Below are 26,959 nucleotides of genomic sequence, written 5' to 3'. Positions count from 1 at the left end.
CTACCCTGGCCCGGTGAACACCCTTCGTCTCCGGCGCCGCTGCCTCGCAGGAACGGCCGCCCTCGCCATGTCGATCACGACGGCGGCTTGCTCAGCTACGGACGACGAGGCGTCAGTGGCGGTTCCGTCCCCGGACGCGAAGGCCGCGAGGCTCTGCCGGGACCTGCACGCACAGCTCCCGAAGGAGATCGACGGGCTGGCGCGCACCGACCCCGGGCCGAAGTCCGAACTGACCGCCGGGTGGGGAGACCCGGCGATCATACTGCGCTGCGGCGTGGCCCGGCCCCCGGAGATGATCGACCCCGCCTACGCCGGGCAGAACGGCGTGCGGGTGAACGGCGTCGCCTGGCTCCTCCAGAAGCGCGACGACGGGTCGTACACGTTCACCACGGGGGCGCGGCTGGCCTACGTCGAGGTGACGCTCCCCGAGGAGCGGACGGGGGACGGCCTCGGCCCGCTCACGGACTTCGCCGCCCCCATCAAGAAGACGATCCCGAAGGGCATCGCCTGAGCCCGTAGGGGTGCGTCAGCGCAGGCCCGTGGAGCGGTTCAGCGCCGCCTGGATGAGGCGGTCCACCAGCTCCGCGTAGCCGACGCCGCTCTTCTCCCACATCTGCGGGTACATCGAGATGGGCGTGAAGCCCGGCATCGTGTTGATCTCGTTGATCACGAACCGGCCGTCCTCCGTGAGGAAGAAGTCCGCGCGCACCAGGCCCTCGCAGGACGCCGCCTCGAACGCCTCGACCGCGAGCCGCTGGATCTCCGCGGTCTGCTCGGGCGTCAGCGGCGCGGGCACGATGCCGGGGGTCGAGTCGATGTACTTGGCGTCGAAGTCGTAGTAGTCGTGCGTCTGCACCGGCGGGATCTCGGCCGGGACGCTCGCCCGGGGGCCGTCCTCGAACTCCAGGACGCCGCACTCGATCTCGCGGCCGCGCAGCAGCGCCTCGACGAGGATCTTCGGGTCGTGGCGCTGCGCCTCGGCGATCGCCTCGTCGAGGCCCTCGAAGGAGTCGACCTTCGTGATGCCGATCGAGGAGCCCGCGCGCGCGGGCTTGATGAACAGCGGCCAGCCGTGCTCGCCCGCGAAGTCCGCGATGCGCCGGCGGGCGCCCGCCTCGTCCTGGCTCCACTCGCGCGGGCGGATCACCAGGTAGGGGCCGACGTTCAGTCCGAAGGACGTGAAGATCCGCTTCATGTAGTCCTTGTCCTGGCCGACGGCCGAGGAGAGGACACCCGAGCCCACGTAGGGCACACCGGAGAGTTCGAGCAGCCCCTGGAGGGTGCCGTCCTCTCCGTAGGGACCGTGCAGCATCGGGAAGACGACGTCGACGTCGCCGAGCGCCTTGGGCACGGAGCCCGGCTCGCTGTAGACGACCTCGCGGTTGCCGGGGTCGAGCGGCAGCACGACGCCGCCCTCCACGGAGTCGGCGAGTTCGGCGACGTTCGGCATCTTGCGGTCGGTGATGGCCATCCGCTCGGGCTCGTCCGCCGTGAGCGCCCAACGGCCGTCGGTGGTGATGCCGATGGGCAGGACGTCGTACTTGGTGCGGTCCAGGGCGCTCAGGATGGCGCCGGCCGTCACCACGGAGATGCCGTGCTCCGAGCTGCGGCCGCCGAAGACGACGGCCACACGCGGCTTGCGGAGCGGCTGCGCACCGCTCGACTCGGGGCGCGGCTCAGGGCTCTGGGGGAGGTTCTCGCTGCTCATATCGCGTTGAGCGTACCCGCTGCCCGAAAAACAGTCAGCGACGCTCGGGCTTGGCGCTGCGCGACATCAACTCCTTGAGAGCCACCACCGGAGGCGTGCCGTCGTGCACGATGCCGACGACGGTCTCCGTGATCGGCATGTCGACGCCGTGCCTGCGGGCCAGATCCAGCACGGACTCACAGGACTTGACGCCCTCGGCGGTCTGCTTGGTGACCGCGATGGTCTCCTCCAGCGTCATGCCCTTGCCGAGGTTGGTGCCGAAGGTGTGGTTGCGCGACAGCGGCGAGGAGCAGGTGGCCACGAGGTCACCGAGGCCCGCGAGACCGGAGAAGGTCAGCGGGTCGGCGCCCATGGCGAGCCCGAGGCGAGTGGTCTCGGCCAGGCCGCGCGTGATGAGCGAGCCCTTGGCGTTGTCGCCGAGGCCCATGCCGTCCGCGATGCCGACGGCGAGCCCGATGACGTTCTTGACGGCGCCGCCCAGCTCGCAGCCGACGACGTCGGTGTTGGTGTACGGGCGGAAGTACGGCGTGTGGCAGGCCTTCTGCAAGCGCTGGGCGACGGCCTCGTCCTCGCAGGCGACCACCGCGGCAGCGGGCCGGCGCGCGGCGATCTCACGGGCGAGGTTGGGTCCGGTGACGACGGCGACGCGGTCGGCCGGGACCTTCGTGACGTCCGTGATGACCTCACTCATCCGCATCGCGGAGCCCAGCTCGACGCCCTTCATGAGGGAGACGAGGACGGTCTCGGGGGCCAGCAGCGGCGCCCACTCGGCGAGGTTCCCGCGCAGCGTCTGCGAGGGCACGGCGAGGACGGTGAAGTCGGCGCCCGCGGCGGCCTCGGCGGCGTCCGTGGTGGCCCTCAGGTTCTCCGGGAGCTCGACGCCGGGGAGGTAGTCCGGGTTGGTCCGCGTGGAGTTGACCGCGTCGGCGAGTTCGGCGCGGCGGCCCCACAGGGTGACGTCGCACCCCGCGTCGGCGAGCACCATGCCGAAGGCCGTACCCCAGGAGCCCGTTCCGAAGACGGCGGCCTTCACCGGGGCTGCCGCGTTCACGGGGTTCGTCACTTGCTGTCCTCCGAGGTGTTCTGCGGGGTGTCCTGTGGTGTGCCCGGTGGTGTGCCCTGTGCCGTGCTCCGCTGCGCCTTGCGGGCCTCGGCCTTGCGGCGCTGCTCCAGCCGTGCCCTGCGCGGGTCGTACGGCACGTCGGGGGCCTTCTCGCCCCGGATCTCCTCAAGGAGTTCGGTGATCGCGGCCATGATGGCCTCGGTCGCCTCGCGGAGCACCTCGGGCGTCGGCTCCTTGTCGTAGAAGCGCGACAGGTCGACGGGTGCCCCGGCCTTCACCTGAAGGGTCTTGCGCGGGAAGAGGGAGGGCTTCTTGCTGTACGGCGGCAGGGCGAGGTTGGCGCCCCACTGGGCCACCGGGATCACCGGGCACTTGGTCTCCAGAGCGACCCGCGCGGCACCGGACTTGGCCGTCATCGGCCACATGTCGGGGTCCCTGGTGAGGGTGCCCTCGGGGTAGAAGGCGACGCACTCGCCCCGCTCGATGGCGGCGACAGCGGCGCGGAAGGCGTCGAGCGCGTTCGTCGTCTCGCGGTAGACCGGGATCTGGCCCGTGCCCTTCATGACCCTGCCGACAAAGCCGTCCTTGAAAAGGCCGTCCTTTGCCAGGAAACGCGGCACCCGGCCGGTGTTGTACTGGAAGTGTGCGTACGACAACGGGTCGATATGCGAGTTGTGATTCACCGCAGTGATGAATCCTTCGTGGGCCGGAATGTGTTCCATTCCACGCCAGTCCCGCTTGAACAGAACCACCAGCGGCGGTTTTGCGATGACCGCCGCGAGGCGGTACCAGAAGCCGATTCTGCGGCGGGACACGCAAACACCTTCCTCCATGAGCCTGGTCGGCCGCACAAGTGTCGCCCCAGGCTGCCGGTCTGTCGAGAACACCGTACGCCCGCCCAGGTATCAAGGCCCCCCAGCAGGTCACAATGGGCGCGACGACAAGGACGGAGCGCCCGTGCAGTGGACCCTGGTCATACCTCTGAAATCGCTGTCGCGCGCCAAGAGCAGGCTTACCGCCACCGCGGGCGACGGCCTGCGCCCGGGCCTGGCCCTGGCATTCGCGCAGGACACCGTGGCCGCCGCGGTGGCGTGCCCGGCGGTACGGGATGTGGCGGTCGTCACGGACGACGCCCTGGCGGGTCGTGAGCTGGCGGCGCTGGGCGCCCGTATCGTCCCCGACGAGCCGGGAGAAGGCCTGAACGCCGCCCTGCGGCACGGAACGGCGGCCGTACGCGACGGGCGCCCCGCCGCGCCCGTCGCCGCCCTGAACGCCGATCTGCCCGCGTTGCGCCCCATGGAATTGGCCCGGGCCCTTGATCGTGCCGCCCATTTCTCCCGGGCATTTCTGCCGGACGCCGCCGGAATCGGTACGACGCTGCTGACCGCGTCGGCGGGAACGGAATTGCTCCCCGCATTCGGCGCGGCGTCCCGGGCCCGCCACGCGGCGTCCGGGGCCGTGGAACTCCCGCTCGACGGCATCGATTCCGTACGCCAGGACGTGGATACCGGAGAAGACCTGCGCGCCGCCCTCGCACTGGGTGTGGGTCCGCATACCGCAAAGGCCGCCGCCCCCCTGCTCATCGCCGACTGAGTACGCTGCCCCCATGCAGGCGACCGCGTACACGTACGACTCCGAGACCCGCAGCGGCAGCGTGCTGCTCGACGACGGCACCCCCGTGCCCTTCGAGGCCCCCGCGTTCGACGCGGGCGGGCTGCGGCTGCTGCGGCCCGGCCAGCGGGTGCGGATCGAGGTCGACGGGGAGGGCGAGGCGCGCCGCATCACCCTGGTGACGCTCCAGACGTTCTGAGGCACCTGAGCGCCGGGGCCTGAGGCACCTGGGCACCGAGGCACCTGAGGGACGGCCGCGCGTGGCGCCGGTCGGACACGACGCGGGCCGGGCTCCCCCGTGGGAGTCCGGCCCGGCGCGTGAGTGCCCTGTGCCCCTACTTCTTGCGGGCGGTGGCCTTCTTGGCGGTCGTCTTGCGCGCCGTGGACTTCTTGGCGGGCGCCTTCTTGGCCGTGGCCTTCTTCGCCGGCGCCGTGGTCTTCTTCGCCGTGGCCTTCTTGGCGGGCGTGGCCTTCTTGGCGGTGGTCTTCTTGGCGGTGGCCTTCTTCGCCGTCGCCGTCGACGTGGCCTTCTTGGCGGTGGTCTTCTTCGCCGTGGCCTTCTTCGCCGTCGCCGTGGTCTTCTTGGCGGTGGTCTTCTTGGCGGCGGTGGTCTTCTTCGCGGCCGCCTTCTTGGTGGTGGCCTTCTTGGCCGCCGCCTTCTTGACCGTCGCGGAAGCACCGCCGGTCAGGCTGCCCTTGGGCGCCTTCTTGACCGCGACGTCGTTCTTGGGCAGCTTCTTCGAGCCGCTCACCAGGTCCTTGAAGCCCTGACCGGCGCGGAAGCGCGGAACGGAGGTCTTCTTGACCCGCACGCGCTCGCCCGTCTGCGGGTTGCGGGCGTAACGGGCCGGGCGGTCGACCTTCTCGAACGAGCCGAAGCCGGTGACCGAAACACGGTCCCCGCTGACCACGGCACGGACGATGGCGTCGAGTACCGCGTCGACGGCGTCGGCGGCCTGCTGGCGGCCGCCCACCTTGTCGGCAATCGCTTCTACGAGCTGCGCCTTGTTCACGTCTTCCCCTTCGGAGACATTGCCGGGAGCGAAATACTCCGGCTTTTTCGCACGTTAGGCAGATATATACCGCAAATCAAACACGAAACGGGCTAATCACCCTTGTGCCGCAACGAACTGGACCATCTCGGAGTTCCTCGAAGGCCCGTTGAGGCTTGAGGCTCAGGTGTCTTCGGGGAATCGGCCCTCGTCAGCTTCGTCGAGGGAGGCCATCAAACGCTCCAGACGCCTTGCCGCATCGGCGAGATCGTGTTTGGCCGCGGCCGTAATGACCAGCAGCTTCCGGGTCAGCGCCATCCGTACGCCCTCCGGGACTTGCAGTGCACGCACCCGTGAGTGCGCTTCCTTCAGTTGGGCCGCGACGAGGCCGTAGAGCTCGAGTTGGCTGTCGCGTCCCATGCACCGATTGTGCCATCTGGGGCGAGTTGTCGCCTCCGCAGGGGGTAACTACCGCCATCCGGTGCCCTCATGAGGGTACCCGCTCGGGCCGAGTACAAGGGGATTTCCGGCCTCTTCTTCCGTCCGGAACAAGGGAGTTGAGACCACCCGTTCAGGCCATCGGCCCCCTTTGGGGGGCAGACACGGATGTACCCCCAACCGTCCACGATTGGGGGTACATCAGGGGTGTTGCGAGGTGTTGCGAGGTGTCAGACCCGCACGGTCCGCGGCTTGTAGGCGGCGCGCTCGGACTCGTACGCGGCGATGTCCGGCTCGTTCCGCAGCGTGATGCTGATGTCGTCCAGGCCGTTCAGGAGCCGCCAGCGGGCGTTCTCGTCGAGTTCGAAGTCGGCGGTGATGCCCTGCGCCCGGACCTGGCGGTCCCGGAGGTCCACGGTGACCTCCGCCTGCGGGTCGTTCTCGGTCAGCTCCCACAGCGCATCCACGACCTGCTGGTCGAGTACCACGGTGAGCAGGCCGTTCTTCAGCGAGTTGCCGCGGAAGATGTCGGCGAAGCGGGACGAGACGACGGCCTTGAAGCCGAAGTTCTGGAGGGCCCACACGGCGTGCTCGCGCGAGGAGCCGGTGCCGAAGTCCGGTCCGGCGACCAGGACAGTGGCGCCCTGGCGCTCGGGCTTGTTGAGCACGAACTCCGGGTCCTTGCGCCAGGCCTCGAAGAGCCCGTCCTCGAAGCCGTCCCTGGTGACCTTCTTCAGCCAGTGGGCGGGGATGATCTGGTCGGTGTCCACGTTGCTGCGGCGCAGCGGGACGGCCCGGCCGGTGTGCGTGGTGAATGCTTCCATGGTTCTCAGACTCCGGCGGTCACGGGGGCGTCGGACAGGTCGGCGGGCGAGGCCAGATGGCCGGTGACCGCGGTGGCGGCGGCGACCTGCGGGGAGACCAGGTGGGTGCGGCCGCCCTTGCCCTGCCTGCCCTCGAAGTTGCGGTTGGACGTGGACGCGGAGCGCTCGCCGGGCGCCAGTTGGTCGGGGTTCATGCCCAGGCACATCGAGCAGCCCGCGTGACGCCATTCGGCACCGGCGGCGACGAAGACCTTGTCCAGGCCCTCCTCGACGGCCTGGAGGGCGACCCGGACCGAGCCGGGGACGACCAGCATCCGTACGCCGTCGGCGACTTTGCGGCCCTCGACGATGGCGGCGGCCGCGCGCAGGTCCTCGATGCGGCCGTTGGTGCAGGAACCTACGAAGACGGTGTCGACCTTGATGTCCCGCAGCGGCTGCCCCGCGGTCAACCCCATGTACTCCAGGGCCTTTTCGGCGGCGTGGCGCTCCGAAGCGTCTTCGTACGAAGCCGGGTCGGGGACCTGTGCCGAAAGCGGTGCGCCCTGGCCCGGGTTGGTGCCCCAGGTGACGAACGGCGCGAGCGTGGTGGCGTCGATGTAGACCTCGGCGTCGAAGACCGCGTCGTCGTCCGTCCGCAGGGTCTTCCAGTACGCCACCGCGGCGTCCCAGTCCTCGCCGCGAGGGGCGTGGTCGCGGCCCTCGAGGTAGTCGAAGGTGGTCTTGTCCGGGGCGATCATGCCCGCGCGGGCGCCCGCCTCGATGGACATGTTGCAGATGGTCATGCGGGCCTCCATCGAGAGCTTCTCGATGGCCGGGCCGCGGTACTCCAGGACGTAGCCCTGGCCGCCGCCGGTGCCGATCCTCGCGATGATGGCAAGGATCAGGTCCTTGGCCGTGACGTCGTCGGGCAGTTCGCCGTCGACGGTGATGGCCATGGTCTTGGGGCGGGCCATCGGCAGCGTCTGGGTGGCGAGTACGTGCTCGACCTGCGAAGTACCGATGCCGAACGCCAGCGCGCCGAACGCGCCGTGCGTGGAGGTGTGCGAGTCGCCGCACACCACGGTGGTGCCGGGCTGCGTCAGTCCCAGCTGCGGTCCCACTACGTGGACGACACCCTGCTCGACGTCGCCCAGCGGGTGCAGGCGCACGCCGAAGTCCGCGCAGTTCTTGCGCAGCGTCTCCAGCTGGGCCCGCGAGACCGGGTCGGCGATGGGCTTGTCGATGTCGAGGGTCGGGGTGTTGTGATCCTCGGTGGCGATGGTGAGGTCGAGGCGCCGCACCTGGCGCCCGGCCTGGCGGAGGCCGTCGAAGGCCTGGGGGCTGGTCACCTCGTGCAGCAGGTGCAGATCGATGTAGAGGAGGTCGGGCTCGCCCTCGGCGCGCCGGACGACGTGGTCGTCCCAGACCTTCTCCGCGAGTGTCCTACCCATCGCTTTCCCTCCGACCGGCCGCTTCGCCGGCCCAACTAGAGAATCTGTTCGTCGACGCGCGTACCCCTCGTGCCGCACGTGGACCGCGAAATCCGTTGGTCTGCGGTTCGCTCGTACAGAGTGGCGTGTTCCACGGAAAATTGAACTTGCGTTTCACAGAGTGAGACGCGAGTATCGACGCATGGACAACTCTAGCGGCGTCGGCGTTCTCGACAAGGCGGCTCTCGTCCTGAGCGCCCTGGAGTCCGGTCCGGCCACCCTCGCGGGGTTGGTCGCGGCCACCGGACTCGCACGACCCACGGCCCACCGACTGGCCGTGGCACTGGAACACCACCGGATGGTGGCGCGGGACATGCAGGGCCGTTTCATCCTCGGCCCGCGCCTCGCGGAACTCGCGGCGGCGGCGGGCGAGGACCGTCTGCTCGCCACGGCGGGCCCGGTCCTCACGCATCTGCGCGATGTGACGGGCGAGAGCGCGCAGCTCTATCGCCGCCAGGGCGACATGCGCATCTGCGTGGCGGCGGCGGAGCGCCTCTCGGGCCTGCGGGACACCGTCCCGGTGGGCTCGACGCTCACGATGAAGGCGGGCTCCTCCGCGCAGATCCTGATGGCCTGGGAGGAGCCGGAGCGCCTGCACCGCGGCCTCCAGGGCGCCCGCTTCACGGCGACGGCCCTTTCGGGGGTACGCCGCCGTGGCTGGGCCCAGTCGATCGGCGAGCGCGAGCCGGGCGTCGCGTCCGTCTCCGCGCCCGTGCGGGGCCCCTCCAACCGCGTGGTCGCCGCCGTCTCGGTCTCCGGACCGATCGAGCGCCTGACCCGCCACCCGGGCCGCATGCACGCGCAGGCGGTCATCGACGCGGCCGGACGCCTCTCCGAGGCCCTGCGCCGCTCCAGCTGACGTACGACGCCGAAGGGGCCGCCCCAACGCCGCGGCGACCCCTCCGAGCGGACACTCCCGCGAACCCTCAGGCCGTGGCGAGGCGATCGGCCGCCCGATCCCCGCGTCGGCCCACCGGGATGACGCCGGTGGCCTTCCCCAGCCCGAACTCCGGCATGTTGACGTACACCGCCTCATGGGCGCCGGCCGGCACGACGTACGCCTCGTGCCAGAAGCCGACCTTCCCCCTGCCTTCCCGGATACGCCGGTTGAAGGCCGCCCACGCGGGCCGGTGCGCCTTGTCCTGGGCCGCGGAGTAGGCGAGCAGCTTCTCCTTCGACTCCCAGTACTGGACCACGTACACCACGCGCGGTGCGCCGATCAGCAGCCGGAACGCCAGCATCCCGCTCTCCGGGTCCTTCGACAGCTCCTTCAGCATGCGCGGCATGGCCCGGAAGACGGGCCACCAGCTGCGCACGGCGAAGAAGTTGTTGATACGCATCCCGATGTGGAAGACGACCACCTCACCCGTCCCCTCGGCGGTCATACGCCCTTCGATCGGCTTGTCACCCATGACGATTCCCCCTTCGTAGAGCCCTGGCCGAACATTGGATAGCCCCGCTATCCATGATTGGATACTGCCACTCTCCAATGAGGGGCGCAAGGGAAACGCAAGAGAGGCGCGCATCGATGAGACTGGCCGAGCTGAGCCGGCGCAGCGGGGTCCCCACGGCCACGATCAAGTACTACTTGCGCGAGGGACTGCTCCCGCCGGGCCGCCGCGTGACGGCCACCCAGGCCGAGTACGACGACGCGCACCTGAAGCGGCTGCGGCTCGTGCGGGCGCTGATCCAGGTGGGCCGGGTGCCGATCGCCTCCGCGCGCGAGGTCCTGACCGCCCTGGAGGACGAGTCCCTGGACCACAACTCCCGTCTGGGTACGGCGGTATGGGCTCTGCCGCACGGCCCGGAGCCCGCCGAGGACGAGTCCGCGCGGGAGTCCCAGGAGGCGGCGCGCCGCACGGTGGACGCGCTTCTGTCGCGCCTGGACTGGGAGTTCGCGCAGGAGTACGGCGACGAGTCGCCGGCCTATCGGATGCTGGTGACGGCGGTCGCCACGATGGCGCGGCTCGGATATCCCTGCGCCGTGGACGACTTGGCGCCCTACGCCCATGCCGCTCGGCAACTGGCCGTCGCCGACCTGGACTTGATCGAGCGGTTCGACTCCCCCGACGAGCAGCTGGAGGCGGCCGTGGCGCTCACGGTGCTGTACGAGCCGGTACTGCTCGGACTGCGCCGGATCGCACAGTCGGAGGAGTCCAACCGCCGCTACGGGCAACGGAGTACGGAGGAATGACGAAGGGGCCCTCCCGATGGGAAGGCCCCTTGCCGTTTCTGTACCCCCGACCGGATTCGAACCGGCGCTACCGCCTTGAGAGGGCGGCGTGCTAGGCCGCTACACAACGGGGGCGAGGATCTTGCTCTTCGCGTGATCCAGCTGGGCTACCAGGACTCGAACCTAAACTAACGGAACCAGAAACCGTCGTGCTGCCAATTACACCATAGCCCAATGTGGTCTAGACCAGAGTCCTGACCTTCAGTACCCCCGACCGGATTCGAACCGGCGCTACCGCCTTGAGAGGGCGGCGTGCTAGGCCGCTACACAACGGGGGCCCTAGCGATCCTGCATCAGAAACAGTGGGTGCGACCCGCTCTGTTCCCGTGGGAAGGATCTGTACCCCCGACCGGATTCGAACCGGCGCTACTGCCTTGAGAGGGCAGCGTGCTAGGCCGCTACACAACGGGGGCTTCGTGGATATGATCCACATTTTGCAGATGAGCTCTGCGAGCTGGCCTACCAGGACTCGAACCTAGACTAACGGAACCAGAAACCGTCGTGCTGCCAATTACACCATAGGCCATCAAACCGCAACCCCCTACGGGGATTTTGTTCTGATGTGCGCTTCCCTGCCGGACCTTTCGGCCCTCTCGGGCGGCGCAGAAAGAACATTACCCGAAGGTGGACGGCGCTCCAAAACGGGTATCCGCCCGCAGCGTCGCGCTGGCCTCGAAACGGTCGCGGGCGCATGGCCTCGACGGTATGCGAAGGGCCCGGGAGCCGTGTTGGCTTCCGGGCCCTTCGCGGGCGTACCGGCGGATCAGGCGGTCAGCTTCGCCAGGGCCGCGTCGATGCGGGTCAGGGCCTTGTCCTTGCCCAGGATCTCCAGGGACTCGAAGAGGGGCAGGCCGATGGTGCGGCCGGTGACGGCGACACGGACCGGGGCCTGGGCCTTGCCGAGCTTGAGGCCGTGCTCCTCGCCGGCGGCCAGGACGGCCTCCTTGAGGGACTCCGGGGAGGTCCAGTCGGCGGCCTCCAGCTTGGCGCGGGCCGTGCGCAGGAGGGCGTCTGAGCCCTCCTTCATGGCCTTCGTCCAGGAGGGCTCGTCGAAGACCGGCTCCGGCAGGAACAGGAAGTCCACGTTCTCGGTGATCTCCGAGAGGACCTTCAGGCGGGTCTGCGCGTGCGGCGCGATGGCCTGCCAGGCGGCCTCGTCGAAGTCCTCGGGCGCCCAGTTGGCGTGCGGGGCCCTCAGCCAGGGCTCGCAGGCCTCGGCGAAGGTCTTCACGTCCAGCATGCGGATGTGGTCGGCGTTGATCGCCTCGGCCTTCTTCAGGTCGAAGCGGGCCGGGTTCGGGTTCACGTCCGCCACGTCGAACTTCGCCACCATGTCGGACATCGAGAAGATGTCCTGGTCCGCGGAGAACGACCAGCCCAGGAGCGAGAGGTAGTTCAGCAGGCCCTCGGGGAGGAAGCCGCGCTCGCGGTAGATGTTCAGGGACGACTGCGGGTCGCGCTTGGAGAGCTTCTTGTTGCCCTCGCCCATCACGTACGGCAGGTGGCCGAACTCGGGGATCCGCTGGGCGATGCCCAGCTCGATCAGCGCCTTGTAGAGGGCGATCTGCCGGGGCGTGGAGGAGAGCAGGTCCTCGCCGCGCAGGACGTGGGTGATCTCCATCAGGGCGTCGTCGACCGGGTTGACCAGGGTGTACAGCGGGGCGCCGTTGGCGCGCACGATGCCGTAGTCCGTGACGTTCTCCGCCTGGACGGTGATCTCGCCGCGGACCAGGTCGGTGAAGGTGGTGGCCTCGTCGGGCATCCGGAAGCGGACGATGTGACTGCGGCCCTCGGCCTCGTACGCCTGCTTCTGCTCGTCGGTGAGGTCCCGGCAGTGGCCGTCGTAGCCGGAGGGCTTGCCTGCGGCGCGGGCGGCCTCGCGGCGGGAGTCCAGCTCCTCGGTGGTGCAGTAGCACGGGTAGGCGTAGCCGCCGTCGAGGAGCTTGGCCGCCACGTCCTTGTAGATGTCCATGCGCTGCGACTGGCGGTAGGGCGCGTGCGGGCCGCCGACCTCGGGGCCCTCGTCCCAGTCGAAGCCCAGCCAGCGCATCGAGTCGAGCAGCTGCTGGTACGACTCCTCGGAGTCGCGCGCCGCGTCGGTGTCCTCGATGCGGAAGACCAGGGTGCCGCCGTTGTGCCGGGCGTAGGCCCAGTTGAACAGGGCGGTGCGGACCAGACCCACGTGGGGGTTGCCGGTCGGCGAGGGACAGAAACGTACGCGGACGTTCGCGTTAGCCACGCTTGATCACCTTGTTGGTGAGAGTGCCGATGCCTTCGATGGTGACGGCGACCTCGTCGCCGACGTTGAGGGGCCCGACGCCTGCCGGGGTGCCCGTGAGGATGACGTCGCCGGGGAGCAGCGTCATGGCCTCGGAGATGTTGACGATCAGGTCCTCGATGGAGTGGACCATCTCGCTGGTGCGGCCGAGCTGGCGCTGCTGGCCGTTGACCGTGCACTGGATGGTGAGGTCGTTCGCGGCCGCCAGATCCAGGTCCGTCTCCACCCAGGGGCCGAGCGGGCAGGCGCTGTCGAAGCCCTTGGCGCGGGCCCACTGCTTCTCGCGGCGCTGCACGTCGCGCGCGGTGACGTCGTTCGCGCAGGTGTAGCCGAAGATGACGTCCTTGACCCGCTCGCGGGGGACCTCGCGGCACATGCGGCCGATGACCACGGCCAGCTCGGCCTCGTGGTGCAGCTCTTCGGAGAAGGCGGGGTAGGTGATGGCGTCGCCGCTGCCGACCAGTGAGGTGGAGGGCTTGAGGAAGGCGAACGGCACGTCCGGCGTCTCGTTGCCCAGCTCCGCCGAGTGCTCGTCGTAGTTGCGGCCGAAGGCCACGATCTTGTTCGGGAGCACCGGCGGCAGCAGGCGGACCTTGCTCAGCGGGACCTTGGTGCCGGACAGCTCGAAGTCGGCGTACGGGATGCCCTTGATGATGTCGAGGACGAGCTCGCCCTCCTTGCCGGGGGCGCTCTCCCCCTCGACTGCGCCGTAGCCGACGTTGCCGTCGATGGAGAACCTGGCGATGCGCACGCTCTAGCCTCTTGAGGTGGTTGCGGTATGACACCCCAGGCTAACGCGATGGCCTGCGGCCGGCGGTCGCTCTCTTCACGGGCCCCGCGTTTCACCTCGGCAGATCGCCGCTTCGCGGCTCGTCCTCAAACGCCGGACGGGCTGTGGTCCCCCGGGGATCTCAGGCGCCGGACGGGACGAACGTCTCCGGGGCGGTCATCAGGATCGTGCGCTTCGGGTTGGCGGTCTGGGTCGGCAGGTCGACGGCGTGCTCCGGCAGGTCGGCCGCGCGCTGGACATCGGCGGCGTCCTCGAGATGCGCGAGAGTGGTGCGGCGCGGGTTGGCTATGTTGCGGAACATCGTCGGCTTCACAGTCTTCATCTGCTGTTCGGACCCTGTCGGTTGAGGCGTCGTCTGACGGACGCGGCTTGTCGGATTCGCCATCCCTGTAAAGCGTCAGGCTAAACATCCAATTCCCGGCCAAAGTCCGGAAGAGGCCATGATCTTCATGTGAGTTTGCTCACGAAGGACCGGGCAAAAAGGTCAAATCAGGCCCCCTCTCCACTACTTGGAAACGGACATTGCGCCACTGAAGGCACCATTCCGCTCCTGATCATGAAGACTGGGACACCCCCTCCCCGTAGCAGCTTTGAGCGGATACGTCCGGTTTCCGCTAGATCACTTTCTACGTCTCGTGACCCTCCACTCACGCCGTGTCACCGGCGTCCGGGTGCGACACACGGGCCTTGTTGGAGATCCTGCACTGTGCTGGAATTCCCGGGACCGCCGCGGGATCGAACCGGCGCGCAGGGGCGCAACGCAGCGCCGAGTGGCGGCGGGGAGGGGGAGCAGCGCCGGTCACTCAACGACCACCCATGGGGCGCTTGACGCCCCACGACGCCGACACCGTCCCGCCGTTAAGCGGCAGGACGCCTGGTCCAGAGGTTGCGACGCTAGTGCAGGGACGTTTCAAGAGGGATGGCAAGGGGTCTCCCCAGGCCGGTCGCGGCCGAGGGGATGCCGCGGCGGAGCCGGAGCGCGGCGGCGACCGCGGCTCCTCGCCCCAGCACGCCCAGAAGCCGGGCCCCGGTGCGCCCGGCGACACCGCCGGCGCCGCGCGCCAGGGTGTGACGGGCAGCGGCCCGGCGACCGCCCAGGACAAGGGCAAGAACAAGGGCAAGGGCAAGGGCAAGGGTGCGTCCGGCTCCGGCTCGCCCACCGGCCCCGGCTCACGAATAGCCCTGCGCAACTGGCGCATCTCCACCCGCCTGGTCTCGCTCCTCGCGCTCCCCGTGATCACCGCGACCTCGCTCGGCGCACTCCGTATCAACTCGTCCATGGACGAGATCGAGCAGCTCGACAACATGAAGCTGCTCACGGACATCACCAAGCAGGCCACCGCGCTGGCCGTGGCGCTCCAGGAGGAGCGCGACAAGTCGGCGGGCCCGCTCGCGCACGGGGCGACGGCGACGGACTACACGGTCAAGGGCGCCCGCGCCAAGACCGACCGGATCTACCGCGACTTCATCCAGGGCACCCAGGACCTGAACGACACGGACGGCGAGAAGGGCTTCCTCGGCGTCCGGCACAGCGCGGTCCAGATCACCCAGCAGCTCCAGAACATCAACAAGGTCCGCAAGGACGCCTACAAGCCCGGCGCCTCGACCTCGCAGACCGTCGAGGCCTACAGCCAGCTCGTCGAGCAGCTGCTCGCGCTGTCGACCGACATGGCGCAGGCGACCAGCAACCCGGACATGATCCAGCGCACGCGCGCCCTGGCCGCCTTCTCCTCGGCCAAGGAGTACGCGTCGGTGCAGCGAGCGATCATCGCCGCCGCCCTGCCCGCGAACGACAGCGAGTACGGCAAGATCTCCGAGACCGACCGCACCTTCGGCCTCAGCGCCTACGACAAGGAGCAGGCGGCCACCCAGACGTTCAGCAAGATCTACGCGGGCAACCCGGACGAGCTGACCAAGCCCCTCGACGGGGGCAACGCCGCGATCAAGGCCGCCGACGAGTACGCCAAGCGCGTCCTCGAGCAGGAGGGCGGCATCAAGCTCCAGGACAAGAAGTCCTACCGGGACTGGGTCGACGCCGACACCACCAAGATCGACGCGATGTCGAAGATCGAGCTGACGCTGCTCGGCGAGATGGAGCAGAAGGCCCGCGAGCTGCGCAACGAGTCGGAGCAGTCGGCCATCCTCAACGGTGCGCTGATCCTGCTCGTGCTCGGCGTCTCGCTCGTCGGCGCGTTCGTCGTGGCCCGCTCCATGATCCGCTCGCTGCGCCGGCTCCAGGACACCGCGACCAAGGTCGCCCAGGACCGCCTGCCCGAGCTGGTCAAGCAGCTCTCGGAGTCGGACCCGCAGGACGTCGACACCTCCGTCGAGTCCGTCGGTGTGCACTCCCGGGACGAGATCGGCCAGGTGGCCGCGGCCTTCGACGACGTGCACCGCGAGGCCGTCCGCCTCGCCGCCGAGCAGGCCCTTCTGCGGGGCAACGTCAACGCGATGTTCACCAACCTCTCGCGCCGCTCCCAGGGTCTTATCCAGCGCCAGCTCTCGCTCATCTCCGAGCTGGAGTCCCGCGAGGCCGACCCCGACCAGCTCTCCTCGCTCTTCAAGCTCGACCACCTCGCGACCCGCATGCGCCGTAACGGCGAGAACCTCCTCGTCCTCGCCGGTGAGGAGCCGGGCCGCCGCTGGACGCGGCCCGTGCCGCTCGTCGACGTGCTGCGTGCCGCCGCCTCCGAGGTGGAGCAGTACGAGCGGATCGAGCTGTCCGCCGTGCCCGCCACCGAGGTCGCGGGACGCGTCGTCAACGACCTCGTGCACCTCCTCGCCGAGCTGCTGGAGAACGCCACCTCGTTCTCCTCGCCGCAGACCAAGGTGAAGGTCACCGGTCACGCGCTGCCCGATGGCCGCGTGCTGATCGAGATCCACGACACCGGCATCGGCCTCTCCCCCGAGGACCTCGCCGCGATCAACGAGCGGCTCGCATCGCCGCCCACCGTGGACGTCTCCGTCTCCCGCCGCATGGGTCTGTTCGTGGTCGGCCGTCTCTCGCAGCGCCACGGCATCCGCATCCAGCTCCGCCCGTCCGACTCCGGTGGTACGACCGCGCTGGTCATGCTGCCCGTCGATGTCGCCCAGGGCGGCAAGAAGGCTCCCGGCAAGCCCGGCGGCCCCGGCCCGACCGGTGGTCCCGCCGCGGCAGCCGCCGCAGCCGGTGCCGCGGCCGCGCGCCGCGGGGTCGGCGCGGGCAGCAACGGCCCCGCACTCGGCACGGGTTCCGGCCCGGCCGGTGGTCGTGGCGGTCCGGCGCTCGGCAGTGGGCCGGGCGCGGGTGCGCCCGGCGCCGGTGGTCCCGGTGGAGCGGGCCGGCCGGGTGCCGGTGCGCCGCGCCAGCAGGTCGCCGGTTCGGGTCCGCGGGCCGCGCTGCCCTCCCGGGATACGGGACAGCAGCGTCCGCCGGCCGGTGCGCAGGGTCAGCCCGGACAGCAGGGCCAGCCGGGGCAGCAGGGCCAGCCGGGTCAGCCGGGCCGGCACGGTCAGCCCGGACAGCAGGACCGGCAGCCGCAGCGCCAGCAGCCTCAGGCGCCGCAAGCGCCGCAGGGCGGCCGTGGCGGCGCGGTCCAGCAGCCTCCGGTCCCCCAGCAGCGTACGAACGCCATGAAGCCGCCGGCCGGCGCCGGTGACCAGGGGCGCAGGCCTCAGCTGCCGCCTCGTGGCGGACCGCGCGCCGAGCTGCCCGGGGGCAACCCGCAGCCGCGCGTGCCCAGCTGGAGCGACGAGAACGCGCAGCCGCAGGTGTCGCGCGAGCCCTTCGACGCCCCGCGCGGCCACGAGGAGCACGAGGCCACCGGCCAGTTCCCGCAGCCGACCGCGGCCGCCGACGACCGGCAGGGACCCGGCTCGACCGCGGAGTTCCCCCGCCCGGACTTCGACGCGCCGCCGCCCGGCACTCCCGCGCCGCAGGACCAGGGCACGGGCCAGTTCGTCCGCTCGGACGTCTTCGGCGGCCAGAACGACGCCCAGCAGGGCCGTCAGGCCCCGCAGCGGAACAAGCAGCAGGACCAGCCGCAGGGCCGCGAGCAGAACCAGCCGCGGAGCCAGCAGCAGAACCAGCAGCAGGATCACGGCAACGGCCTCGCACAGCAGGGCGGTCGGGACATGCCCGACTACACCGTGCCGCGTCCGCCGGCGCCGCGCCGCGGCCAGGGCACCCCCCAGCAGGGGCTTGCGCAGTCGGGGCCGCAGCAGGGTCTCCCCCAGCAGCCGCAGGCCGACCACCAGCTGCCCGGCTCCTCGCAGCCCGAGGACCTGCTGCCCGCCGCCGGACCCGGTGACGGGCGTACTCCGCTGTACGACACGCTGGAGACCAACTGGTTCCAGCAGCAGCAGGACCAGCGGGCGCAGGCCGAGCAGCAGAGCCGCCAGCAGGAGCAGCAGGGCCAGCAGCAGGCCCCGCACGGCCACCGGCCCGGCGGCCACTCCGGCGAGCCCGCCCAGCGGCAGGCGCCGCAGGCTCAGGACCCGCAGCGCCCGCTGCCCTCGCGCGGTCCGCGGCAGGCCCCGCCCGCCGCACCCGCGGCCGGGACCGGCAGCGGCCAGAGCGGCGCGGGCACCGGCGCCCCCGCGGGCTGGCGTTCCTCCCCGAACGACGAGCTGGGCCGCCAGGCCGAGCGTGTCCGCCAGCCCACCGCGGGCGGCGTCACCACATCCGGACTGCCGCGCCGCGTCCCGCGGGCCAATCTGGTCGCGGGCACGGCCCAGCAGCAGCAGGACACCACAGGTCCGCAGGTCTCGCGTGCGCCCGAAGAGGTACGCGGCCGGCTGACGAATCTCCGTCGGGGCATTCAGCAGGGTCGCCAGGCCGGTACCGGCCAGACCGGCAGTTTCCCTCGCCCCACTCACCAGCAGGAGCGTTAGTTGAGTCCGATGAGCCAGGCCGCACAGAATCTGAACTGGTTGATCACCAACTTCGTGGACAACACCCCCGGGGTGTCCCACACGGTCGTGGTCTCCGCCGACGGCCTCCTTCTGGCCATGTCCGAGGGCTTTCCGCGCGACCGGGCCGACCAGCTCGCCGCCGTGGCCTCGGGTCTGACCTCCCTCACGGCCGGGGCCTCCCGGATCTTCGAGGGCGGCACCGTCACCCAGACCGTGGTGGAGATGGAGCGGGGGTTCCTCTTCATCATGTCCGTCTCCGACGGCTCGTCGCTGGCCGTACTCGCGCACCCCGAGTGCGACATCGGCCTCGTCGGGTACGAGATGGCGCTGCTCGTCGACCGCGCGGGGGCGGTCCTCACCCCGGACCTGCGCGCCGAGTTGCAGGGCAGCCTGCTCCACTAGCCGACGCGGCTCCGCCTGCTTTCGCCCCTTCGGCCGCCCCACCGACCGAACGTACTGACCAACCGTCCGGCCGCCTTACGCCCCCACCGGCTCTGTCAGACGGCACACGCAGATGACCTGCTGTCCCGCCCGGAGGATCCATGACCCCGCCCACCGCCTCTCACAACCCGTACGGCGATCCCTCGTACGGAATGGAGGGCGACCAGCCGCTGGTGCGTCCCTATGCGATGACCGGCGGCCGGACCCGGCCCCGCTACCAGCTCGCCATCGAGGCGCTGGTGAGCACCACGGCCGATCCGGCCCAGCTGATGGGGCTGCTCCCCGAGCACCAGCGGATCTGCCACCTGTGCCGCGAGGTCAAGTCGGTGGCCGAGGTCTCGGCGCTGCTTTCGATGCCGCTCGGTGTGGCGCGGATCCTCGTGGCGGACCTGGCCGAGGCCGGTCTCGTCGCCATCCACCAGCCCGGCGGCGACGAGTCCGCCGGCGGCCAGCCTGACGTGACACTGCTCGAAAGGGTGCTCAGTGGACTTCGCAAGCTCTAACGGCTCGGGCTCGGGCTCGGGCCGTTCCACCACCTCCGCCAAGATCGTGGTGGCGGGCGGCTTCGGCGTGGGCAAGACCACGTTCGTCGGGGCCGTCTCGGAGATCAACCCGCTGCGCACCGAGGCCGTCATGACGTCCGCGTCCGCGGGCATCGACGACCTGACCCACACCGGGGACAAGACGACGACCACCGTCGCGATGGACTTCGGCCGCATCACGCTGGACCAGGACCTGATCCTGTACCTATTCGGTACGCCCGGTCAGGACCGCTTCTGGTTCATGTGGGACGACCTCGTGCGGGGCGCGATCGGCGCGGTCGTGCTCGTGGACACCCGGCGCCTGGCCGACTGTTTTCCGGCCGTCGACTACTTCGAGAACAGCGGGCTGCCGTTCGTCATCGCCCTCAACGGCTTCGACGGCCACCAGCCGTACACGCCCGACGAGGTCCGCGAGGCGCTCCAGATCGGTCCGGGTACGCCGATCATCACCACCGACGCGCGACACCGTGCAGACGCAAAGAGTGGCTTGATCACGCTGGTCGAACACGCACTTATGGCACGTCTCAAGTAGGCAGGTGTATACGGCAGTTGTCGTAGACCGTACGGAGTGTCCTGTGTCCTTTGACACGAGCGCGCGCCGTGTTCATAACGTTTCGACAGAGAATTGCCCGGTGACCGCCACGCGTCGCGGTCGCCTGGTGTCGCTGTGCTCACAAGAGCCCCGCCTTTTGGCGGGGCTCGCTCTTTTTGACCGTTTTATCTGAGGCTTACACCACTCGGAACTTCCGCTTCCCACTGTTTGGAAGAGCGGTGCCTGACGTGCTGGAATGCGCTGAACTGCCCAGTAGCACGGGCCTTGGAGACGACAGCGGCACGACGTGAGTGCCGCCGCCGAGAGGTTGTTGGTCGAGTGAGGCGAAGCAAGACGAGCCCCGCGGCACCCCCCACCGGGGACGCGCGGGGCAACTTCACCCCGCCGCCGCGCACAGCGGCGTCCCCCGTTGACGTGAGCGCCGCTCCCGGCAACGAACCCCCGGCCCCCTCCGGCGGACGCATGTCCCCCCGCAACTGGCGTGTACCGACCAGGCTGAACGCGATCCTGCTCATACCCGTGCTCGTCGGCCTGGTCATGGGCGGCTTCCAGGTGAAGGGCTCCATCGACACCTGGAACGAGGCCCAGGACGCCGAGAGCACCGCCCGCCTGGTGCGGGCCTCCCTCGACTACGGCAACCGCCTCATCGAGGAGCGCGACCTCACGGCCGCCCCGCTGCTGTCCGGCAAGCGCAGCGCCCCGGCCGTCGTCAAGGCCCGCAAGGCCACCGACCGGGCCGCCGCCGCGTTCAAGGACGCCGCCGAGGACGTGCCGGACAAGGAAGGCCTCACCCGTCGTCTCGAGGCCTTCCGCAAGGTCGAGCCGAAACTGGCCCCGCTGCGTGCGGCCGCGTACACCACCAAGCTCCCCGGTGTGAAGACCGAAGAGGGCTACGTCGCCATCCAGCACCCCCTGATGGAGTTCGCCAACGAACTCGGTCTGGGCACCGGCAACATCACCAGCTACGGCCGTACCGTCTACGCGATCTCGCTCTCCAAGGCCGCGCTGTCGCTGGAGCGGTCCATCGGCACGCACCTGCTCGTCAAGCCGGGCCCCGGCACCGGCTCCTTCACCCTCCAGCGCACCTCGTTCTCCTCGTACGCCTACCTGGAGCGCATCGCCATCGAGGAGTACACCGGCGGTGGCACCCCCCAGGATGTCGCCAAGCTGGAGGAGGCGAAGAAGAAGCTGGCCGCGGCCGCCGAGAAGCAGGCCAACCCGCCGCCCACGCAGGACCAGATGGTCGCGGCCATCGCCACCATGGAGAACACGCAGCCGAGCGTGCGGGTCGCTCTCGCCGACAAGGGCATCACCCGGCAGGCCTGGTGGGACACCACCAGCGCCAAGTTCGACGCCTACCGCACGATCGAGTCGGACCTCGCCGACAAGGCCGTGGACGAGGCGTCCGACATCGCGGCGGACGCCCAGCAGAACGCGTACATCACCGGCGCCATCGTGGTCGTCGCGCTGCTCGCCGCCTTCATCCTGGCCGGGATGATGGCCCGCCAGATGTCCCGCTCGATGCGCCAGCTGCGCACCGCCGCCTTCGGCATCGCCGAGCAGCGCCTGCCGATGCTCGTCGACCAGCTCTCGCGCACCGACCCGGGCCGCGTCGACACCCGCGTCCAGCCGATCCCGATCACCTCCACGGACGAGATCGGCGAGGTCGCCCGCGCCTTCGACCAGGTGCACCGGGAGGCCGTGCGGCTCGCCGCCGAGCAGGCCCTGCTGCGGGGCAACATCAACGCGATCTTCACCAACCTCTCGCGCCGCAACCAGTCGCTGATCGAGGGCCAGCTGACCCTGATCACGGACCTGGAGAACAACGAGGCCGACCCGGACCAGCTGGAGTCGCTCTTCCGCCTGGACCACCTGGCGACCCGTATGCGCCGCAACGGCGAGAACCTCCTGGTCCTCTCCGGCGAGGAGCCCGGCCGCCGCTGGGACCAGCCGGTCCCGCTGGTCGACGTCCTGCGCGCCGCCTCCTCCGAGGTGGAGCAGTACGAGCGCATCGAGCTGTCCGGCGTCCCCGAGGCCGAGATCCACGGCCTGGCCGTGACCGACCTCGTGCACCTGCTCGCCGAGCTGCTGGAGAACGCCACCACGTTCTCCTCGCCGCAGACCAAGGTCCGCGTCACCGCGACCCGCCTTCCCGACGGCCGCGTCATGGTCGAGATCCACGACAAGGGCATCGGCCTCACCGCCGAGGACTTCGCGGACATCAACCACAAGCTGGCCAACCCGCCGACCGTGGACGCCGCGATCTCCCAGCGCATGGGCCTGTTCGTGGTCGGGCGCCTCGCCGACCGGCACGGCATCCGCGTCCAGCTGCGCCCCTCGGGCGAGCAGGCGGGCACGACCTCGCTGGTCATGCTGCCGGACGGGATCACGCACGGTGGCGGTGGCGAACAGCACGCGCAGGACCCCGAGTTCACCGTCTCCTCGATCATTCCGGAGCAGCAGGTCCTGGAGGCCGAGCCGCTGCGCACGGCCGCGGAGCTGGGCTTCGACGACAGCCGCTACCACGGTGACGGCGCCGAGGCGCAGGGTCTCGACCCGGTGGGCCGCTCGCTGATGCGCGAGGAGCGCCGCGCCGCGCTGGAGGCCCAGGCCTCCCAGCAGCCGGGCGGCAACCGCCCGCTCTTCCGCGACGAGGTCGACCCGCAGCAGGGCCGGCAGGCCCCGCAGCAGGCCTCGTACGACCAGCACGCGCCCGCCTACGACGAGCAGCAGCAGGTCTCGTACGACCAGGGGCAGCAGCCCGCCTACGAGAACGGGCGGGCCGCCGACGGGCAGTACACCGACGGGCAGTACGCCGAGGAGCAGTACGCCACCGACCCGTACGGCAACGGACAGTACGCCGAGGGCGGTTACGCAGGCGAGCAGCAGGCCCCCGCGTACGACGAGCCGCAGGCCCCCGCCTACGACGAGCAGTACTACCCGGCGCAGGACGGCTACCAGGACCCCCAGATCTCCTATCCGGAGCGGTCCCGCCAGGACGACTGGCCCAGCGGTGACGGCTATCAGCCCGAGTACGAGCAGCAAGCGGAATCCGCTCCGGTGGCCCCCGCAGGGGACGCCGAGCGCGTAGGCTTCGACCGTCCCGGACCGACTCCGTCCGTCGTGCACGACATGACCGACGCGGGTCTCCCCCGCCGGGGCTCCTCGGCTTCGAGCGGGAACGGGAACGTCCCCGCCGTCAACGAGAGCCAGGGCGGCCAGGACGGTCCCGACTGGCGTTCGTCCAACGACGAGCGCTGGCAGCGGGCCGAGCGGCTCAAGGAGCCGAAGGCGGGCGGGGTCACCCCGTCCGGGCTCCCGCGGCGGGTGCCCAAGGCCAATCTGGTCGAGGGCACCGCGGAACAGACCCCACAGGGCGGCCCCCAGGTCTCCCGCGACCCCGAGGAAGTGCGGGGCAGGCTGAGCAACCTGCGCCGTGGCGTCCAGCGGGGCCGCAACAACAGCAGTGACACGAATGGCCAGGGCTTCAGCCCTGATAGCACCTACAACCAGGAGCGTTAGTGTGAGCCCGATGAGCCAGGCGGCGCAGAACCTGAACTGGTTGATCACCAACTTCGTGGACAACACCCCCGGGGTGTCCCACACGGTGGTGGTCTCCGCCGACGGACTCCTTCTGGCGATGTCCGAAGGCTTCCCGCGCGACCGTGCCGACCAGCTCGCGGCCGTCGCCTCGGGACTGACCTCCCTCACGGCCGGGGCCTCCCGGATCTTCGAGGGCGGCTCCGTGACCCAGACCGTTGTGGAGATGGAGCGAGGATTTCTCTTCATCATGTCCATCTCCGACGGCTCCTCGCTCGCCGTACTCGCCCACCCGGATGCGGACATCGGTCTCATTGGGTACGAGATGGCACTTCTCGTCGACCGCGCGGGCACCGTTCTCACGCCGGACCTGCGCGCGGAGCTCCAGGGGAGCCTTCTCAACTAACAGACAGACGGTGCGATTTCGCGTCCCGTGCCCGTAAGGTTTCGGGACGCGGCTCCACAGTGATGGTGCCCGGCACAGTTGGAGGAGGAAGCAACGTGGCAACACCCCCAGACGGTTCGTCATCGGCGAACTGGTCCCCTGGTCATGGCCAGGGTGGTCAGCACGACGGCGCGAACCGGTACAACTTCCCCTCCGCGCCGAGCCACCGCCGCCAGCCGTACGCGCAGCCCCAGCAGCCGGGCCCGCGCCCCTACGACCAGGGCACACCGGCGCAGGCGCCCCGCGTCCAGCCCGTACAGTCCCAGCGGCGCGCCCCGCAGCCGTCGCCCGCCGGGTCGGCGCACAACCCGCTGGTGCGCCCGTACGCCATGACGGGCGGCCGCACCAGGCCGCGCTACCAGCTCGCCATCGAGGCGCTGGTGCACACCACCGCGCAACCGCACCAGTTGCAGGGCCAGTTGCCCGAGCATCAGCGGATCTGCAACCTGTGCCGCGAGATCAAGTCAGTCGCTGAGATCTCGGCACTGCTCTCCATCCCCCTCGGCGTCGCCCGAATCCTCGTAGCCGACCTGGCGGAGGCCGGACTCGTCGCCATCCACCAGCCCGGCGGCGACGAGTCCGCCGGCGGCCAGCCAGACGTGACACTGCTCGAAAGGGTGCTCAGTGGACTTCGCAAGCTCTAGCGGCGGAGCAACAGCCCGCTCCACCACCAGCGCGAAAATCGTGGTGGCGGGCGGCTTCGGCGTGGGCAAGACCACGTTCGTCGGGGCGGTCTCTGAGATCAACCCGCTGCGCACCGAGGCCGTCATGACGTCCGCGTCCGCGGGCATCGACGACCTCACCCACACCGGAGACAAGACCACCACGACGGTGGCCATGGACTTCGGTCGCATCACCCTGGACCAGGACCTGATCCTGTACCTCTTCGGTACGCCCGGTCAGGACCGCTTCTGGTTCATGTGGGACGACCTGGTCCGTGGCGCCATCGGCGCGGTCGTCCTGGTCGACACGAGGCGGCTCGCCGACTGCTTCCCCGCCGTCGACTACTTCGAGAACTCCGGGCTGCCCTTCGTGATCGCCCTCAACGGCTTCGACGGCCACCAGCCGTACACGCCCGACGAGGTCCGCGAGGCGCTCCAGATCGGCCCGGACACGCCGATCATCACCACCGACGCGCGACACCGTGCGGACGCGAAGAGCGCGCTGATCACGCTGGTCGAGCACGCCCTGATGGCGCGGCTCCGTTAACGCTCTCCTTTGTTGCCTGTACGCGGTTGCCTGTACGCGATTGCCTGTACGCGGATGAGGGCCCGCACGCTTCGGCGTGCGGGCCGCTGTCAGTTCCGGCTGTAGTGGTCGAACTGGGTGACGCCCTGGTAGCCGTAGCTCTCGGGGTGCAGTTCGTGCAGGGCGACGCCGCCTCGGGCGAGCGGGCCGAGGAGGTCCGTGAGGAGCGCGGCCGCCCCGGTGATGAAGGCCGCCTTCTGGGCGGCGCTGTTGGTGCCGGCCGTGATGCTGACCTCGATGTGCGCGTCGCGGGCGGCGCCGGTCAGCGGCTTCCCTCCGACGTAGTAGCGGTCGGCGGGGAGCAGGTCGAGGTGCACGATGGTGCGCGCGCTCGACTTGCCGAGGGCCGAGACGGCCAGCGCGGTCAGGCCCTCGGCGAGGCCGCGGCGGACGTCGGCGGGCAGGTCGGGGTCGGTGACGGTGGCCCTGATGTGCGGCATGGCTCTCCTTGGTGCGGTCGCATTCGCTTGCCTGGGGAAAGCCTCGCCCCCGTCGGCACGATTGATCCAACGCATCTCTGTCATAGACGTATGAGGCCGCCGCATGACCGTGAACTTCCCGCAGCTCAGGGCCTTTCTCGCCGTCGTGGACGCGGGTGGTTTCAGCGCGGCGGCCGACGGGCTCGGCATGAGCCAGTCCGCGGTCTCGCACGCCGTGGCCTCCCTCGAACGCGAGCTGGGCGGCCCACTGTTGATCCGGACCTCCCCGGTGCGGGCCACCGTGCTCGGGGAGAGCGTGCTGCCGTACGCCCGTACCGCGTTGTCGGCGGTCCGCTCGCTGGAGGAGGTCGCGGCCGACGCCGCCGGGGCCCTGGCGGGCACTGTGCGGCTCGCCTCGACCCCGACGGTCTGCCAGGGCCTCCTGCCGGGGCTGCTGCGGCACTGGCGCGAGGACCGGCCGCGGATCACCGTGCGGCTCTTCGAGGGCGACAGCGCCGAGGTCGCGGGCTGGTTGGAGGACGGGACGGCCGACGCCGCCGTCCTCGTCGATCCGCCGCCCGGCCCGGGCGTCCAGCTCGCCCTGGACGGCTATCGCGCGCTACTCCCCCGCGACCACCCGCTCGCGGGCGAGGCGGCCGTCGACGTCCGCGACCTGGAGGACGACGCGTTCCTGATCTCGCCCGGGGGCTGTGAGGCCCGGGTGCGGGAGCTGCACCGCCTGGCCGGGGCGCGCATGACCCCCGCGCGGCGGGTGCGGGACCTGGCCACCCTGATCAGCATGGTGCAGGCCGGCCTGGGCGTGACGGTCCTGTCCGAGGCCTCCCGCTCGCTGATCCCGCCCGACCTGACCCTGCTGCCGGTGACACCGCCGGCCGCGCGCCGCCTGGTCCTGAGCGGCCCGCGCGCGCGGCCCTGGCATCCGGCGGTGCGGCCGCTGGCGGAGTCGGCCGCCGCGTATCTGGCAGGAGGCGTCCTCGCGCCGTCGTGACCGGCGCCGGGTGCTCCGCGGTGGGGGCCCCGGGGCCCTGACGCGTAAGGCCCCGCCCTCCCGAAGGAGAGCGGGGCCTTGGCGAAGCAGTGGGTCTCAGCCCTGCCAGCTGTGCGGGGCGCGGAAGCCCGGGGTGCGCTCCAGGCGGCGCCAGCCGGCCTTGTCGCGGCCCCGGCGGGCCGGGGCGGCGGCGGGCCGGGCGGCGGCGCGGGCCAGCAGGATCGCGGTGATGGCCGCGACTTCCTCGGGCTCGGCGTGGCCCTTTTCTACGCGAATGTCGGGGGGAGTCATCTGTAGCGTGCTCCTTGTGGGCTACTGCGGAGGGTTGCCGTGCTTGCGCGAGGGCAGGTCGGCGTGCTTGTTGGCGAGCATCGCGAGGGAGTTGATGAGGGTCTCGCGGGTCTCGGCGGGGTCGATGACGTCGTCGACCAGGCCGCGTTCGGCGGCGTAGTAGGGGTGCATC

28 protein-coding genes and 5 tRNA genes are annotated in these 26,959 nt (G+C 70.3%); 14 read left to right on the top strand and 19 right to left on the bottom strand.

The window, feature by feature from the left end; translation table 11 throughout:
* The first annotated feature begins 13 nt into the window (after positions 1-13).
* Positions 14-511: a DUF3515 domain-containing protein gene (locus IG54_RS0122840; protein WP_030787484.1), complete on the top strand. Its 498-nt coding sequence runs from the start codon at positions 14-16 to the stop codon at positions 509-511.
* 15 nt (positions 512-526) lie between these two features.
* Here the strand turns inward: IG54_RS0122840 and IG54_RS0122835 are convergent, their stop codons facing one another.
* Genes IG54_RS0122835 through IG54_RS0122825 form a run of 3 tightly spaced genes read right to left on the bottom strand, consistent with a single transcriptional unit; the run spans position 527 to position 3,586 of the window.
* A complete protein-coding gene (locus tag IG54_RS0122835) occupies positions 527-1,708 on the bottom strand; it encodes a D-alanine--D-alanine ligase family protein (RefSeq protein WP_030787482.1) in 1,182 nt (393 codons plus the stop codon).
* Positions 1,709-1,742: 34 nt separating this feature from the next.
* Entirely contained in the window at positions 1,743-2,771 is a 1,029-nt protein-coding gene (locus tag IG54_RS0122830; RefSeq protein ID WP_267883661.1) for an NAD(P)H-dependent glycerol-3-phosphate dehydrogenase, read from the bottom strand.
* Entirely contained in the window at positions 2,768-3,586 is an 819-nt protein-coding gene (locus tag IG54_RS0122825) for a lysophospholipid acyltransferase family protein (RefSeq protein ID WP_030787474.1), read from the bottom strand. Before IG54_RS0122825 ends, IG54_RS0122830 begins: the two co-directional genes overlap by 4 nt.
* Before the next feature lie 142 nt (positions 3,587-3,728).
* Between IG54_RS0122825 and cofC the strand changes: the two genes are divergently transcribed.
* Positions 3,729-4,364 carry a 2-phospho-L-lactate guanylyltransferase gene (gene cofC, locus IG54_RS43000; protein WP_030787470.1) on the top strand — a complete coding sequence of 212 codons (636 nt, stop codon included), beginning with the start codon at positions 3,729-3,731 and terminating at the stop codon, positions 4,362-4,364.
* 13 nt (positions 4,365-4,377) lie between these two features.
* Positions 4,378-4,581 carry a hypothetical protein gene (locus IG54_RS42995; protein WP_030787468.1) on the top strand — a complete coding sequence of 68 codons (204 nt, stop codon included), beginning with the start codon at positions 4,378-4,380 and terminating at the stop codon, positions 4,579-4,581.
* 136 nt (positions 4,582-4,717) lie between these two features.
* Here the strand turns inward: IG54_RS42995 and IG54_RS0122810 are convergent, their stop codons facing one another.
* The 4 genes from IG54_RS0122810 to leuC form a co-directional block, all read right to left on the bottom strand.
* Positions 4,718-5,395 carry an HU family DNA-binding protein gene (locus IG54_RS0122810; RefSeq protein WP_030787466.1) on the bottom strand — a complete coding sequence of 226 codons (678 nt, stop codon included), beginning with the start codon at positions 5,393-5,395 and terminating at the stop codon, positions 4,718-4,720.
* A gap of 162 nt (positions 5,396-5,557) precedes the next feature.
* The gene (locus IG54_RS0122805) at positions 5,558-5,794 is read right to left on the bottom strand and encodes a hypothetical protein (protein WP_030787464.1); all 237 of its coding nucleotides are present in this window, start codon (positions 5,792-5,794) and stop codon (positions 5,558-5,560) included.
* A 248-nt stretch (positions 5,795-6,042) separates the two neighbouring features.
* On the bottom strand, positions 6,043-6,636 hold the full coding sequence (gene leuD / locus IG54_RS0122800; protein WP_030787462.1) for a 3-isopropylmalate dehydratase small subunit: 594 nt from the start codon (positions 6,634-6,636) through the stop codon (positions 6,043-6,045).
* 5 nt (positions 6,637-6,641) lie between these two features.
* Positions 6,642-8,066: a 3-isopropylmalate dehydratase large subunit gene (gene leuC, locus IG54_RS0122795; protein WP_030787457.1), complete on the bottom strand. Its 1,425-nt coding sequence runs from the start codon at positions 8,064-8,066 to the stop codon at positions 6,642-6,644.
* A gap of 181 nt (positions 8,067-8,247) precedes the next feature.
* Here leuC and ndgR point away from each other — a divergent pair, with 181 nt between their 5' ends.
* Complete coding sequence (ndgR, locus tag IG54_RS0122790; protein WP_030787455.1) at positions 8,248-8,964, top strand: IclR family transcriptional regulator NdgR; 717 nt, start codon at positions 8,248-8,250, stop codon at positions 8,962-8,964.
* 67 nt (positions 8,965-9,031) lie between these two features.
* On the opposite strand, the gene IG54_RS0122785 is transcribed toward ndgR, so the two are convergent.
* On the bottom strand, positions 9,032-9,517 hold the full coding sequence (locus IG54_RS0122785; protein WP_030787448.1) for a DUF4188 domain-containing protein: 486 nt from the start codon (positions 9,515-9,517) through the stop codon (positions 9,032-9,034).
* A gap of 116 nt (positions 9,518-9,633) precedes the next feature.
* Here IG54_RS0122785 and IG54_RS0122780 point away from each other — a divergent pair, with 116 nt between their 5' ends.
* Positions 9,634-10,299, top strand: a complete 666-nt coding sequence (locus IG54_RS0122780; protein ID WP_030787445.1) for a MerR family transcriptional regulator — start codon at positions 9,634-9,636, stop codon at positions 10,297-10,299.
* A 41-nt stretch (positions 10,300-10,340) separates the two neighbouring features.
* On the opposite strand, the gene IG54_RS0122775 is transcribed toward IG54_RS0122780, so the two are convergent.
* From IG54_RS0122775 to IG54_RS0122740, 8 genes are all read right to left on the bottom strand, one after another.
* A tRNA-Glu gene (locus tag IG54_RS0122775) sits at positions 10,341-10,413 on the bottom strand.
* 27 nt (positions 10,414-10,440) lie between these two features.
* A tRNA-Gln gene (locus tag IG54_RS0122770) sits at positions 10,441-10,512 on the bottom strand.
* Positions 10,513-10,543: 31 nt separating this feature from the next.
* Positions 10,544-10,616: transfer RNA gene (locus IG54_RS0122765), tRNA-Glu, on the bottom strand.
* Between the two features lie 62 nt (positions 10,617-10,678).
* A tRNA-Glu gene (locus IG54_RS0122760) sits at positions 10,679-10,751 on the bottom strand.
* A 41-nt stretch (positions 10,752-10,792) separates the two neighbouring features.
* Positions 10,793-10,864: transfer RNA gene (locus tag IG54_RS0122755), tRNA-Gln, on the bottom strand.
* Positions 10,865-11,101: 237 nt separating this feature from the next.
* The gene (gltX, locus tag IG54_RS0122750) at positions 11,102-12,577 is read right to left on the bottom strand and encodes a glutamate--tRNA ligase (RefSeq protein ID WP_030787442.1); all 1,476 of its coding nucleotides are present in this window, start codon (positions 12,575-12,577) and stop codon (positions 11,102-11,104) included.
* On the bottom strand, positions 12,570-13,367 hold the full coding sequence (locus IG54_RS0122745) for a fumarylacetoacetate hydrolase family protein (RefSeq protein ID WP_030787439.1): 798 nt from the start codon (positions 13,365-13,367) through the stop codon (positions 12,570-12,572). Before IG54_RS0122745 ends, gltX begins: the two co-directional genes overlap by 8 nt.
* Positions 13,368-13,527: 160 nt before the next feature.
* Positions 13,528-13,728 carry a hypothetical protein gene (locus tag IG54_RS0122740; RefSeq protein WP_030787436.1) on the bottom strand — a complete coding sequence of 67 codons (201 nt, stop codon included), beginning with the start codon at positions 13,726-13,728 and terminating at the stop codon, positions 13,528-13,530.
* Between the two features lie 575 nt (positions 13,729-14,303).
* Between IG54_RS0122740 and IG54_RS0122735 the strand changes: the two genes are divergently transcribed.
* The 8 genes from IG54_RS0122735 to IG54_RS0122700 all read left to right on the top strand — a co-directional run bounded on the left by IG54_RS0122735 (position 14,304) and on the right by IG54_RS0122700 (position 25,029).
* Positions 14,304-18,278 (top strand): nitrate- and nitrite sensing domain-containing protein, encoded by a 3,975-nt coding sequence (locus IG54_RS0122735; protein WP_030787433.1) that lies wholly within the window; start codon positions 14,304-14,306, stop codon positions 18,276-18,278.
* Between the two features lie 9 nt (positions 18,279-18,287).
* Positions 18,288-18,701, top strand: coding sequence for a roadblock/LC7 domain-containing protein (locus IG54_RS0122730; protein ID WP_030787430.1), 414 nt, complete (start codon positions 18,288-18,290; stop codon positions 18,699-18,701).
* A gap of 140 nt (positions 18,702-18,841) precedes the next feature.
* Positions 18,842-19,243, top strand: a complete 402-nt coding sequence (locus IG54_RS0122725) for a DUF742 domain-containing protein (protein WP_030787427.1) — start codon at positions 18,842-18,844, stop codon at positions 19,241-19,243.
* Positions 19,224-19,814: a GTP-binding protein gene (locus tag IG54_RS0122720; RefSeq protein WP_030787425.1), complete on the top strand. Its 591-nt coding sequence runs from the start codon at positions 19,224-19,226 to the stop codon at positions 19,812-19,814. The genes IG54_RS0122725 and IG54_RS0122720 overlap by 20 nt, the downstream gene beginning before the upstream one ends.
* 339 nt (positions 19,815-20,153) lie before the next feature.
* Positions 20,154-23,357, top strand: coding sequence for a nitrate- and nitrite sensing domain-containing protein (locus IG54_RS0122715; RefSeq protein ID WP_030787422.1), 3,204 nt, complete (start codon positions 20,154-20,156; stop codon positions 23,355-23,357).
* A gap of 10 nt (positions 23,358-23,367) precedes the next feature.
* Positions 23,368-23,781 carry a roadblock/LC7 domain-containing protein gene (locus IG54_RS0122710; RefSeq protein ID WP_030787419.1) on the top strand — a complete coding sequence of 138 codons (414 nt, stop codon included), beginning with the start codon at positions 23,368-23,370 and terminating at the stop codon, positions 23,779-23,781.
* Between the two features lie 95 nt (positions 23,782-23,876).
* On the top strand, positions 23,877-24,464 hold the full coding sequence (locus IG54_RS39685) for a DUF742 domain-containing protein (RefSeq protein ID WP_063756250.1): 588 nt from the start codon (positions 23,877-23,879) through the stop codon (positions 24,462-24,464).
* Positions 24,445-25,029, top strand: a complete 585-nt coding sequence (locus IG54_RS0122700; RefSeq protein ID WP_030361923.1) for a GTP-binding protein — start codon at positions 24,445-24,447, stop codon at positions 25,027-25,029. Before IG54_RS39685 ends, IG54_RS0122700 begins: the two co-directional genes overlap by 20 nt.
* Positions 25,030-25,118: 89 nt before the next feature.
* Here IG54_RS0122700 and IG54_RS0122695 read toward each other — a convergent pair whose 3' ends face one another.
* Positions 25,119-25,508, bottom strand: a complete 390-nt coding sequence (locus IG54_RS0122695; protein ID WP_051819809.1) for a tautomerase family protein — start codon at positions 25,506-25,508, stop codon at positions 25,119-25,121.
* Positions 25,509-25,611: 103 nt separating this feature from the next.
* Here IG54_RS0122695 and IG54_RS0122690 point away from each other — a divergent pair, with 103 nt between their 5' ends.
* Entirely contained in the window at positions 25,612-26,496 is an 885-nt protein-coding gene (locus IG54_RS0122690; RefSeq protein WP_030787410.1) for a LysR family transcriptional regulator, read from the top strand.
* A gap of 96 nt (positions 26,497-26,592) precedes the next feature.
* Here the strand turns inward: IG54_RS0122690 and IG54_RS0122685 are convergent, their stop codons facing one another.
* Both IG54_RS0122685 and IG54_RS40430 read right to left on the bottom strand, forming a co-directional pair.
* On the bottom strand, positions 26,593-26,787 hold the full coding sequence (locus IG54_RS0122685) for an acyl-CoA carboxylase subunit epsilon (RefSeq protein WP_030787407.1): 195 nt from the start codon (positions 26,785-26,787) through the stop codon (positions 26,593-26,595).
* 21 nt (positions 26,788-26,808) lie between these two features.
* Positions 26,809-26,959, bottom strand: a 151-nt coding sequence (locus tag IG54_RS40430; RefSeq protein WP_078594384.1) for a carboxyl transferase domain-containing protein, incomplete at its 5' end; no start/stop codon positions are given.

The organism is Streptomyces sp. NRRL S-920, assembly GCF_000717945.1.
In the GTDB taxonomy this organism is placed as follows: Bacteria; Actinomycetota; Actinomycetes; order Streptomycetales; family Streptomycetaceae; genus Streptomyces; species Streptomyces alboniger.
The sequence above is the reverse complement of the archived record's forward strand: the minus strand, read 5'-3'. Positions and strand labels throughout refer to the sequence as shown.